The sequence below is a fragment of the Halomonas llamarensis genome (genome assembly GCF_023555005.1).
Classification (GTDB): Bacteria; Pseudomonadota; Gammaproteobacteria; order Pseudomonadales; family Halomonadaceae; genus Vreelandella; species Vreelandella llamarensis.
In genome coordinates this window covers 13221-25410 of record NZ_JAMJPJ010000025.1, presented here as the reverse complement: position 1 = coordinate 25410, position 12190 = coordinate 13221, and the positions used below count along the sequence as shown (strand labels likewise).

Annotated in this window: 10 protein-coding genes; 1 reads left to right on the top strand and 9 read right to left on the bottom strand. The window is 57.5% G+C overall.

Translation table 11 applies throughout. The annotated features are described in order from the left end of the window. Positions 1-87: 87 nt before the first annotated feature. Entirely contained in the window at positions 88-1272 is a 1185-nt protein-coding gene (locus M8006_RS13360) for an MFS transporter (protein ID WP_250083027.1), read from the top strand. A gap of 66 nt (positions 1273-1338) precedes the next feature. Here M8006_RS13360 and M8006_RS13355 read toward each other — a convergent pair whose 3' ends face one another. The 9 genes from M8006_RS13355 to M8006_RS13315 form a co-directional block, all read right to left on the bottom strand. After that, positions 1339-2517, bottom strand: a complete 1179-nt coding sequence (locus M8006_RS13355) for an acetyl-CoA C-acetyltransferase (RefSeq protein ID WP_250083024.1) — start codon at positions 2515-2517, stop codon at positions 1339-1341. 171 nt (positions 2518-2688) lie between these two features. Next, complete coding sequence (panD, locus tag M8006_RS13350; protein WP_250083022.1) at positions 2689-3069, bottom strand: aspartate 1-decarboxylase; 381 nt, start codon at positions 3067-3069, stop codon at positions 2689-2691. Between the two features lie 39 nt (positions 3070-3108). After that, a complete protein-coding gene (gene panC / locus M8006_RS13345) occupies positions 3109-3975 on the bottom strand; it encodes a pantoate--beta-alanine ligase (protein ID WP_250083021.1) in 867 nt (288 codons plus the stop codon). Between the two features lie 119 nt (positions 3976-4094). Then, positions 4095-4886, bottom strand: coding sequence for a 3-methyl-2-oxobutanoate hydroxymethyltransferase (gene panB, locus M8006_RS13340; protein ID WP_250083019.1), 792 nt, complete (start codon positions 4884-4886; stop codon positions 4095-4097). A gap of 94 nt (positions 4887-4980) precedes the next feature. Next, positions 4981-5472 (bottom strand): 2-amino-4-hydroxy-6-hydroxymethyldihydropteridine diphosphokinase, encoded by a 492-nt coding sequence (folK, locus tag M8006_RS13335; RefSeq protein WP_250083017.1) that lies wholly within the window; start codon positions 5470-5472, stop codon positions 4981-4983. Between the two features lie 4 nt (positions 5473-5476). Continuing rightward, on the bottom strand, positions 5477-6886 hold the full coding sequence (gene pcnB / locus M8006_RS13330) for a polynucleotide adenylyltransferase PcnB (RefSeq protein ID WP_430886831.1): 1410 nt from the start codon (positions 6884-6886) through the stop codon (positions 5477-5479). Between the two features lie 830 nt (positions 6887-7716). Then, positions 7717-9090: a sigma-54-dependent transcriptional regulator gene (locus tag M8006_RS13325; RefSeq protein WP_250083014.1), complete on the bottom strand. Its 1374-nt coding sequence runs from the start codon at positions 9088-9090 to the stop codon at positions 7717-7719. Further along, entirely contained in the window at positions 9068-12019 is a 2952-nt protein-coding gene (locus tag M8006_RS13320; protein WP_250083012.1) for an ATP-binding protein, read from the bottom strand. The genes M8006_RS13325 and M8006_RS13320 overlap by 23 nt, the downstream gene beginning before the upstream one ends. After that, positions 12009-12185 (bottom strand): hypothetical protein, encoded by a 177-nt coding sequence (locus M8006_RS13315; RefSeq protein ID WP_250083011.1) that lies wholly within the window; start codon positions 12183-12185, stop codon positions 12009-12011. Before M8006_RS13315 ends, M8006_RS13320 begins: the two co-directional genes overlap by 11 nt. Positions 12186-12190 lie beyond the last annotated feature (5 nt).

Sequence of the window (12190 nt, the reverse complement as noted above, 5' to 3'; positions counted from 1 at the left end):
GCACGAAAAAAACCGCCCTGGGGCTTTTGGCCTTTGGGCGGTTTTGTTTGATAGTCAGGAGTTTAAAGAGTCAGGGAGCAATCCGCTATGGAACAGGAGCAAGCGCCGCGCTGGTGGGCGGTGGTGGCCGTGATGATCGGCATTTTTTTACTGGTCACTGCGGAACAGTTGCCGATTGGGTTGCTTTCCCAGGTGGCCTCTTCAATGGATGTTACCCCAGGCATGGCGGGCTTAATGGTGACGGTGCCTGGCGTTGTTGCGGCTTTCTCAGCCCCATTGTTACCGGTGGCGGTGGGGCGTTTGGATAGGCGCATCATGCTCACGGTATTGATGGTCGTGATGGTGGCAGGAAGTGTCTTTTCGGCATTGGCCAGCAGCTTTATCCTGCTGCTCGCCGCCCGTGTGTTGGTAGGGCTGAGTATTGGTGGATTTTGGGCCGTTGCCGGGAGTATCGCCCCGCGCCTAGTGCCTGAGGCACAAGTACCTAAAGCGATGACGATGATCTTTGGTGGCGTCGCGGCGGCCTCAGTGATGGGCGTACCGCTGGGAACGCTACTGGGGGATTTCAGCAACTGGCGAGTCGCCTTTGGCGCGCTGGGCGTTTTAAGCTTGTTAACAGCGATAGCGTTGTGGTGGTGGCTACCGCCTTTACCACCACGAGAACCGGTGCGCCTGCGCATTCTGGCGCAGCAGTTCAGTAATCGTGGCGTGCGCGTGGCGGTGCTTACGACGGCATTTGTGGTGGTTGGGCACTTTGCCGCTTACACGTTTATTAGCCCTATCCTGCAAGAGATCAGTGGGGTTTCCCAGCGCCATGTGGGTAGCCTGCTGCTGTTATATGGTGCGGCAGGCATTGTGGGTAATATTGTGGCAGGCTCCTTTGCTGGGCGGCACCCTTACCGCGCGGTGTTGGCGATTCCCAGCCTGCTGCTTGTCGTGGTCGCGGTGTTCCCGTTGCTGGGCGTTCAGCCGAGCAGCGGTGTGATGTTGCTCATGGTGTGGGGCGCGGTGTTTGGCAGCGTATCGGTGAGCATTCAAACGTGGATTTTGCGTACCGCACCCAATACCGAAGCCGCCACGGCGCTGATGGCATTTACCTTCAATATGTCCATTGGCTTGGGCGCCATGCTGGGTGGGCGTATTGTCGATGGCACTAGCCTGCCTATCGCCATGTGGGCCGCGTCAGGGCTGTTTTTATTAGGTGTCTTGTTAGTGTGGAAAACGCCGTCACGCATTGTGGGGAAGAGCTCTGTAGTGAAGAAGCCCCGCTGATGAGTCACGATAAAAAATGCCCCCGTTAATTGGGGGCATTGGCTGCTAGCTTACCTGATTAGGGTATCAGGGGCGCTCGATGGCGAGTGCCACACCTTGGCCACCGCCGATACACAGCGTGGCGAGGCCTTTTTTGGCATCGCGGGCGATCATTTCGTGCAGTAGCGTTACGAGTACGCGACAGCCAGAGGCGCCGATCGGGTGGCCAAGGGCAATCGCGCCACCGTTGACGTTGACCTTGCTAACATCCCAACCGAGCTCTTTGTTAACGGACAGCGCCTGAGCGGCAAAGGCTTCGTTGGCTTCGACAAGATCAAGGTCTTCCAAACTCCAGTCGGCCTTCTCCAGGCAGCGGCGAGTCGCTGGTGCCGGGCCAATACCCATGATGGCGGGGTCAACCCCAGCGTTGGAGTAAGAGGCGATGCGCGCGAGCGGCTCAAGACCAAGCTCTTTCGCCTTGTCGGCGGAGCAAAGCATCACCACGGCGGCGCCGTCGTTGAGCGCAGAGGCGTTACCGGCCGTGACTGTGCCGTCTTTCTTGAACGCGGGGCGCATAGTGCCAAGCTTATCCGCACTCACTTCACGTGGGTTCTCGTCAGTGTCAAACACGACCGGGTCGCCTTTGCGCTGCGGGATCTCCACTGGCACGATTTGACTCTTGAATTTGCCATCTTTGATCGCTTGGGCGGCTTTTTGCTGCGACGCTGCAGCGAACTCGTCCATTTCCTCGCGGGTAATGCTGTACTTTTCGCCGAGATTTTCGGCGGTGATACCCATATGGTAGTCGTTGAAAGCGTCCCACAGGCCATCATGCACCATGGTATCGATGGCCTTCCAGTCGCCCATCCGCTGGCCATTGCGCGAGTTAGGCAGTACGTGCGGTGAGGCGGACATGTTTTCTTGGCCGCCAGCAATGATAACGCTTGCATCGCCGCAGCGAATCGCTTGAGTGCCCAAATGCAGTGCTTTCAGGCCAGAGCCGCAGACTTTGTTAATGGTCATCGCGGGAACGGCATCGGGGAGCCCCGCTTTGATGGATGCCTGACGCGCCGGGTTTTGACCAACACCTGCGGTAAGTACTTGGCCGAGTAATACTTCATCAACTTGATCCGGCGCCACACCCGTTGAGCTAAGGATGTCTTTGATAACGAGTGCGCCGAGATCGCTTGCGGGGATACCGGCAAGGGAGCCGCCAAAAGCGCCGACCGCAGTACGGCGTGCTGCAACAATCACCACGTCTTGCATAAGAGAACTCCTAGGTAGCATGAATCAGGCATGTATTGAGCCGACTTGGCCTTTACATTAAAGCCTTCTTGTAGCATAGGGGAAGGGTGTGCGACGCGGCAACACGCTTTTTGCACCAAATAAAAACGGGCCGTAAGAACGGCCCGTTAATCAGCAAGATAGCGTGTGCGATTAGGCAAGCTGTACCGGAATCGCGTTGCTTGTGTGGCTGACGACGTTGCCTTCTTGCAGGTACACCAACGCCGGCTGATGGTTATCCAGCTCAGCTTCTGCATAGTGGGCGTAGCTGCATATGATGACGCGATGCCCTGGACTGGCCAGATGCGCCGCGGCGCCGTTAATGGAAATCATTTGGGAGCCTTCTTCGCCACGAATGGCATAAGTAGTGAAGCGCTCGCCGTTTTCTACGTTGTAGATCTGGACTTGCTCGTTTTCACGGATGCCCGCCATATCCAGCAAGTCTCCATCAATGGCGCAGGAGCCTTCATAGTTAAGCACTGCGTGTGTGACGCGGGCCATGTGAAGCTTGGCTTTGAGCATAATGGTTTGCATGGGATGTACCTTTATTACTGAGCTGACGCGACGTCCACGTCAGCGGATGTGGTCGGTTGAAACGGGGAGCGTCAATGTCAGGTTATCAATTAGCCGTGCAGGCCCCATTTTAGCCGCTGCGAGCAGCACAGCATCGCGGGTTGTGGCCTCTACCGGCCCGAGCGTGTGATTACGCAGTTCGATGTAGTCAGGGTTAAATCCAGCATCATACAGTGCTTCATGCCCCTGTTGTAGTACTTCGCGGTGGTCCGCGCCATTTTCAAGTGCATCGCGCATCGCGCAAAGGGTGTGGTAGAGCGTGGGTGCCTTAGCGCGCTCTTCAGGGCTTAGATAACCATTGCGCGAAGAGAGGGCGAGGCCGTCTTCATGCCGCACAATCGGCACACCAATAATCTCAATAGGAAGGTGCAAATCAGCCACCATTTTGCGAATGACCGCCAACTGCTGATAATCCTTTTCGCCAAAACAAGCCGCATCGGGTTGCACTAGGTTAAAAAGCATGGTGACGACCGTCGCAACGCCATCAAAGTGGCCGGGACGATCACCGCCGCAGAGGCCTTCGCTGACCACGGGTACATGCACGCTGGTCTGCGCATCAAGCCGGTTAGGGTAAAGCGCCTGTGTGGTGGGGGCAAAAAGTACGTCGCAGCCAGCGTCTGTTAGTGCCTGTTGGTCGGCCTCAAACGTGCGAGGATAGGCGTCAAGATCTTCGCCTGGGCCAAACTGCATTGGATTGACGAAGAGGCTTGAAACCACCACATCGGCGTGCTGTCGCGCCGTTTCAATCAGCGCTAGATGACCGGCATGCAAATTGCCCATGGTAGGGGCTAACGCGATGCGCTGACCGCGCTGGCGATACTCGCTGAGCGCGTCACGCAGATGTGAAATTTCTCGCAAAGTACGCATAAAAGCTCCGAAACGCAGCGAGCCACTGGCCTCATTAGCGCTGTGTCGTCGTTAAAACTGTGTGGTCGTTAAAACCGTGCCGTGGCTAAGAGCGGTGCTTGGTGTAAAGTAGTGCTTGGTTAAAAACAGTGCTCTGGAGCGGGAAACACACGTTGCTTCACATCGTGGTGATAGCGTTGGAAAGCGCCCTGGATACTATCGGCTTCGGCCAGAAAGTTTTTAACAAAACGGGGCGTACGACCGTGTGTGATACCAAGTATGTCGTGCATAACCAAAATCTGGCCGTCGGTGTCCGGGCCAGCACCAATGCCGATGACGGGTACGTCGAGCGCTTCCGTCACGGCTTTGCCCAAGCTCGCTGGGACACACTCAAGCAAAATCACTGAAGCGCCGGCCTCAACCAGCGTTTTGGCGTCGTTAATAATCTGCTCGGCGCGCTCGGCGTCGCGTCCCTGCACTTTATAGCCACCTAGCTGATACACCGTCTGCGGCGTTAGCCCTAAATGCGCGCATACGGGGACGCCGCGACGCGTCAGTTCACGTATACCGTCAGCCATCCACGCTTCGCCCTCAACCTTGACCAACTCAGCGCCGGCGCGCATTAATTCGCCTGAATCGCGCAATAGCTGTTCAGTGCTTGCGTTGCTCATAAAGGGCAAATCGACCATCAAAAGGCTCGCCCCTTTGCCTCGGGCAGCGCAGCGAGTGTGGTAGCAAATATCATCCAGCGTCACTGGCAGGGTGCTTTGCTCTCCTTGCAGTACCATGCCCAGAGAGTCGCCGACCAGCAGCACGTCAATGCCGGCTTGGCTGGCGGCGTGGGCGAAGGAAGCGTCGTAGGCGGTCAAACAGCTGAACGTTTCGCCGGCGCGTTTAAACGCCTGCAGCGTGCTCAGGGTGACGGTTTTCATGGCGTGATCTCGTGTTCTGCGTTAGGCCTTCAGGCCATGGTGAGCGCCTCTCAATGGGCGCCAGATATGACGTAACCCACAATTGTTACCCAAATCAGCGCTTGCTGTCGAGAGGGGTAATCTCATCGGCCAACGGCGCCAACCAGTACTCAAGCGGCTGCCCGTTTAGCGTCAAGTGCGGGGCTATCTCGATGAGGGGGCGTAGCACAAAAGCGCGAGCGTGCATTTCTCGGTGCGGCACGCACAGCCGGGTATGCGCGATGTGAGTGTGGTTGAACAGCAATACATCGAGATCCAGCGTGCGCGGCCCCCAGCGGTGTTCTCGTCGGCGCCGGTGGTGCTGCTCCAGCGCTTGCAGCTGATCCAATAGGGCCAGCGGTGATAGGCGGGTTTCAAGCGCAGCCACGGCGTTGACGAAGTCAGGCTGATCCTGCGGCCCCACCGGCTTGCTGCGATAAAGCGATGAAGCGTCCACAAGGCGGCTCAGCGGCAACTGGTCAAGCTCGGATAAAGCTTGTGTTACCTGCTGAGCGGGGTTATCCACGTTACTGCCCAACCCAATATACGCCAGTGACGTGTTCGGCATGGTATCACTCCGTCGCCTGACGCGGTTTGCGTCGCCGCCGCTTACGGGGTTTCTTTTTGGGCCCTTGGCTTGCTGGGTCGCCCCCGGCCTTTTGGATCAGGCGGCGCTGTTCGTGTTCGTCACCGTCTTGGAAGGCGGTCCACCAGTCGCCGAGTTCACGTGGAATCTCGCCTGCCTGCTCGCGCAGGAGAAGCAAATCATAGGCGGCGCGAAAACGCGGGTGTTCGCGGGTCTGGAACGCGCGCTTGCCGTGGCGCTGGGGTAGCCGTGCCTGCAGCTCCCAAATATCGCGCATCGGCATGCCAAAACGTTTAGGGATTGACGTATGGTGCAATTGGCGCGAGATAACCTGTTGGGCAGCCGCCTGGAGCGCGGGAATGGCGGGCATGCCATCGCTCTCAAGCTGCGCTTGACGATGTACTACCGGGGCCCATAAAAATGCTGCGAGCAGAAACGCCGGTGTCACCGGGCGGCTATCGGCGATACGCTTGTCAGTGTTCGTCAGCGCCGCCTCAATCAGCTGTTCGGCCCACCCGGCGTCGGCCATGGCTTCTTCCGCTTCGGGAAAGAGCATGCCAAACAATCCGTAATGGCTAAGCATACGGAAGGTCATTAAGCCGTGGCCTGCCATGAAGAGCTTAAGCACTTCATCAAACAGGCGCGCGGGGGGGATTTGCAGCAGCAACGGGGCGAGTTCGTAAATCGGCGCTTCCGTTTCGGGCGACAGTGTGAAGTCGAGTTTTGATGCAAAGCGAACCGCACGCAGCATCCGCACCGGATCTTCGCGGTAGCGCGTTTGTGGGTCGCCGATCAGCCGCAGGGTGCGGGTTTCGATATCGTGCGCGCCATCGGCAAAATCGTGAATACTGAAGTCGGCAATACTGTAGTACAACGCGTTGACCGTGAAGTCGCGGCGCAGCGCATCTTCTTCAATGCTGCCCCAGACGTTATCACGCAGCAGTAGGCCCGCGTCGGATTGTTGCGCGATGTGGTTATCGTGCTCATCTTGGGGCTTGCCACGGAACGTGGTGACTTCGATCACTTCACGGCCAAAGCGCACGTGAACAATACGAAAACGCCGCCCAATCAGACGCGAATTGCGGAATAGCTCGCGTACTTGTTCGGGCGTGGCGTTGGTCGCTACGTCGAAGTCTTTGGGCATCAGGCCCAGGAGTGCATCGCGGATGCAGCCACCGACGAGGAAGGCGTCAAAGCCAGCACCATCCAGCCGATAAAGGACCTTGAGCGCCGCGTCGCTGATGTGCTGACGAGACACAGGGTGCTCGGCGCGTGGAATGATACGCGGCTTGTGCTCACCATCGGGATGTTTTTTTGATTCGAGCAGGGATTTCAAATGCTCTCCCAGGTTATGTAAGAGGTCGTTGCTCAGACAATGGGTAAATCCATTGAATATGCGGTGGATTCGATTCGCAAGATTCGTAAAGTGGCTGAGTGTAGCCGACGCTTAGCGCCTTGCAAAGCGTACTGCGGTGTCAAAGCGCGAGCAGGGGCGCTTAAACGCAGAAATGGGAGGCCATAATGGCCTCCCCTATTAAGCAATCAACCAGCGTCCGTGCTGCTGTTTTTCTTCATGTTGGCACATCGCCCTGAATACGCACCGCAGTCAGTAGGCGTTAGCATCTTTTTTCGAAACCTAATGGATTCCGACCGCCTCGTATTCAAAACAATAATCCAATCGCGATTTTCTCCACCCGGTTGGTTGTTGTTGTTACCGGGCTGCACGCGTAGGGGGCATAGTTGTTGTTTTTTGCCTTTTATGCGTACATCGCGTCTTAACGGGCACTTGCGTTGTGTTGTTTTTGTTCGTGTTGCGTGGCAGCTTTGCCACGCTGCAAGTCGAGATACAGTCTGTTGTTTTTGTTTGTACTGCTATCTCTGCCTGGCCCTGTTGTTTTTATTGTGGCTCAGGTGGGTGCGGTGTCGGGTGTTGTTTTTGTTGGGTCTCGTTTAAGAGCGACCGCCGCACAGCCCATGTTTTTTCGTGCTTGTTTTTCTTACCTATATACATTGCACGTGGCGTGCCATTATTTTAAAAAATTTTAAATTTCAGTTGCTTAGGTTTAATTTGTGCGGTGAAGCGACGCCGTCGCTAAACAAGTGTTACCTGTTTTTGGCATGATTTGGGCGGGGGTTGTGTGCACAGGTAACAGTGGTGGCGTAACGCTTAGGAAAGACAATAAACAGCGGCTTTCGTGAAGTAGACGTTGGTCGGAGGCAATGGGGCTAAGGCGAGTGGCGGGCGATTTTTTTGCGTGGGATTCCTAAGCGTTGACGACGCTCCCAGAGGTTTTTGCGGCTAATCCCGAGCTTTTGTGCCAGCTCGGTTTCGCTCATCTGGTCCTGATGTTCCAGCACAAAATGCTGAAAGTAATCTTCTAGCGAGAGATCGCCTTCCGCAGGGTCGCCGCCGCTCTCGGTTGCTTGCGTTGGCGGGGTGGGTTGAGGCCGTGTGGCCGCCGGTGCGAGGCCAAGGTCATCCGGGTGAATCAGATGCCCTTCCGCGAGAATAACGCCGCGTTCAAGGGCGTTTTCCAGTTCGCGCACGTTGCCGGGCCAAGGATAGTCGCGAAGGTCCTGACGCGCCGCACGCGATAGCCTAAGCCCTTCGCGGTGGTGGCGCTTGCAGGCTTTGTCCAGCAGGATATCGGCGATTTCGAGGACGTCATCGCCGCGCTCGCGTAGCGGGGGTAGATCGATCTGCATGACGTTTAAGCGATAATAAAGATCCAGGCGAAACTCACCGTTTTTGGATAGCGCGCGAAGGTCGCGGTGGGTGGCGGCGATTAAGCGCACATTGACGTGGCGCGTCTCGACCGAGCCGATCTTGCGGATTTCACCCTCCTGCAACACGCGTAAAAGGCGTGCTTGAGCATCAAGTGGCAGCTCGCCGATTTCATCCAGAAACAACGTGCCGCCATCAGCGGCTTCAACCAACCCCGTTCGTGCCGCGCTCGCGCCCGTAAAAGCGCCTTTTTCATGACCAAAAAGCTCCGATTCGATCAACGTTTCCGGGATCGCCGCGCAGTTCACGCAAATCAGCGGTGCGTTGATGCGTTGGCTTTGCTGATGAATGGCACGCGCGACCAGCTCTTTCCCGGTGCCGGATTCGCCTTGGATCAGCACGGAGACATCGGCCGGCGCAGTTTTGCGAATGCGGGTATATACCTGCTGCATAGCCGCGCAATCACCGATCATGCTTTGACGGCTGCCCCCCTCATCGGTGATATTCGGCGGCTCGCTTTTCTGCATGGATTGTTGATGCAGAATCCGTGAGACGGTTTCTAACAGTTCCGCGTGGTCAAACGGTTTGGCCACGTAATCCACCGCGCCCTGTTTGAGCGTCTCTACTGCCGAGCGCATGCTGGCATAGCTGGTCATAATCAGGACAGGCACTGGTGAGGCGCGCTCAATCAGTGCGTTGCCGGGCTCGCCGGGTAAGCGCAGGTCGCTGATGATCAGATCAAAGCCGCGCAGTTCCAACGGTGCGCACGCTTCAACGCTGCCGGCTTCGCTGACCTGATAGTCATGACGTTCCAGCAGACGCTTTAGCGCGCTGCGAATGATCGCTTCATCTTCAACAATCAGAATCTTGGCCATAGGGCGTTATGTCATCCTGTCGATAAAGCGGAAGCCATAGCGTGATGGCTGTGCCGCGCGAGTGGCCAGGCGGCGGTGACGCCACGTCAATCTTGCCCTGGTGCTCGGTAATGATTTGGTACGCCAGTGAAAGCCCAAGTCCGGTGCCTTCCCCGGCGGGCTTGGTGGTGGTGAACGGTTCAAATAGCCGGTCACGCACGGTTGGGTCGATGCCGTGGCCGTTATCACTGACTTGCCACCAAGCGTGGTGCAAGTCGATACCGGCGCTAATCGTTACATGACCACTAGGCGCACAGGCGTCGCGAGCGTTGCCGAGCAGATTCACCATCACTTGAGTGAGTCGCTGCGCGTCACCGCGCACCACAATCTCTGTCGAGCAAGTATTGGTTAGCGTGACATCCTCGCCTGAGCGTGCCAAGTGGATCAAGTGCAGCGCGTCTTCGCTAATGGTCGTAAGGTTGACCGGGTCGGTGGGCAGCGGTATAGCCTGGCGGCCCCCGTGGGCAAAGCCCACCAGCGAGTTGACGATCTTGGTGACGCGCTGGGTCAAAGTCTGAATATGGTCAGCGGTTTCTAGCAGTATCGGGTCATCAGTATCGTAGCGCAGATTTTGCGCCAGTGACGAGATGCCGGTAATCGGGTTGCCGATCTCATGCGCGACCCCAGCGGCGAGCTGGCCGATGGAGGCTAAGCGGGCGGCGTGAACCAGCTCGTCTTCGAGGCGTTTCATCTCGCTGTGATCTTCGATCAGCACGACGCTACCGCCACGGCTATCGTCACCGCTGAGCTCGGCCTTGTGCAGGGTCAAAAAATAATCGCGCCCATGCAGGTGCGCCGACTGTTTATAAAGCGGGGCGTTGTCGCTCTCAAGTACCCTGCCCAACAGGGTGGGCCAGGGGGCAGGCAAGCTATCACGGCGCGAGCCGATCACGCTCTCGCCGCTGATGCCGGAAAGTTCTGCGAGTGCTTGGTTCCACATCAGTAGTTCGCTGTCATCGCCAAACACGCAAAGCCCGACTGGCAAGTGGGTGAGGGTTTGGCGGTGGTGGCGACGCAAGTCATCGAGTTCGCGGGCAAGCCCGGTTAGCCGCGAGCGGTAGGCTTCTAACCGGCTCTCGACGAAATGGATGTCATCGGTCACCGGCGCGTCGTCATGGCGGTAGGGCAGGTAGCGGTCGACGATATCCCGCGCCACTGATGGCCCCATGAGCCCGGAAAGATTCGCCTGAATGCGATCGCGCAGGCGGCGTAGAGCGTAGGGGCGCTGCTCATAGTGGTTGATATGCAGCGCCATGAGGGCACGGTTAACCTCGCGACGGGCTGCTTCGTCGCCTAGCGCTTGGGCTAAATGAAGCGTGAAGTCTTCCACGGTAGCGGCTTCCAGCGGCAGTCGCTTGGAGCGAATCACGGCATCCACCGAGCAGGCTTCGGCAGCGGATTTTTCCCCTTCAGAGGTGCGGCTAAACAGCGAAATAGTGATGAGCAATAAAATATTGGCTGCGAGAGATAGCAACGTTACCTGATACCACAGCGGTGAGTCGGGCGGGAGCAATGGTGTAAAAGGCAGTGTTGGCACTGGAATGGCGACAAAAAGCGGCAACCACAGCCCCCAGAGCCAAACGAGGACACCCGCGAGCAAGCCCGCCACCATGCCGTTACGGTTGGCGCCAGGCCAGTAGAGCAGCGCCAGCATGCCGGGGAGGCACTGCGCCATACCGACAAAGGCGGCAAGCCCAAGAGTGGTTAGGTCTTGATGGTGCCCCACGCCGGTGTAAAACAGCCAGCCGCTGATAATCACCGCCACAATAAGACCTCGGCGTAGCCAGCGTAGCCAGCCGTAGAGGTCCGTACGCGCTTCCGGTGGGCTTGCGACCAGCACAATATGGTTTAGCACCATGCCGGAAAGCGCCAATGAAATAATAATCATCGTGCCGCTTGCCGCGGCGAGGCCACCAAGAAACGCTAGCGCGCCAACCCAGGGATGGGCGTGAATCACGTAAGTGGCATAAGCCGGGAGCGTAATGGGTGTGTCGACTTGAGCCTGTGCCGCCCACCAGATTAGCGGCACGGGTAGCGCCATAAGCAATAAAAACAGCGGCAGCGTCCAGCTGGCTTGCAGTAAGGTGTTGCGAGAGAGGTTTTCGGCGAAGGTGATGTGAAATAAATGCGGCATCAAAAAGGCGGCGGCAAAAAAGAGCAGCAGCAGCGTGCGCCAGTGGGCCGGTTCAAGCTTGGATGTCTGAGCTTGCAGCGCTTGGCCTTCGCTTCCCAGCCACTGCTGAAGGTGCTGAGGGCCGTCAAATACACCCCAAAGGGCGACAGCCCCTAGGGTGAGCATAGCGATGAGCTTAACAATCGACTCAAAGGCAATGGCGGCGAGCAGCGTGTCGTGGCGCGCATGGAGATGGCTATGGCGCGCGCCAAAATACACCGCGAACGCGGCAATTATCACGCAGAATAGCAGCGAGATGTCCGCGCCTTGAGTGCTTTGTGTCATCACATCGACGGCTTCGCCGAGCGTTTTGACCTGGATGCCGAGAAGCGGCAATACTGCCAGTAGGCTCACCAGCGTGACGAGCGTCCCCGTCCAGCGTGAACGAAAACGAAAGGCAAACAGGTCGGCCAGTGACGCGAGTTGATAGGTGCGGGTGATGCGCTGAATCGGCACCAGCAGCACGGGCGCTAGCAGAAACGCCCCGGCGGCGCCTAAGTAGTAGGCCAGATAGCCAAACCCAGCGTTAGCGGCGAGTTCGATGCTGCCGTAAATGGCCCAGGCGCTGGCATAAACGCCAAGTGCTAACGTATAGACAGCGGGGTGACGGGTAATACGGACAGGTAACCAACCGCGCTCGACAGCAACGCCGCAGATGAATAGCAGCGCCAGATACCCTACCCCAAGCAGCAGCAGTGAGATAACGTCAACGCTCATCGAGTTTCCTTTTCTGCTCCAGCCACACGGTAAGGGCGATCAAGACACCCCAGATCAGAAACGGCCGGTACCAAGCGATATCAGGGTTGCCCCAGCCGTTCATCAAAAGCGGTGAGAGCAGGTAGCCGCCAAACACCAAAAACAGCATGATTCGGTAAACGTACATCGCGA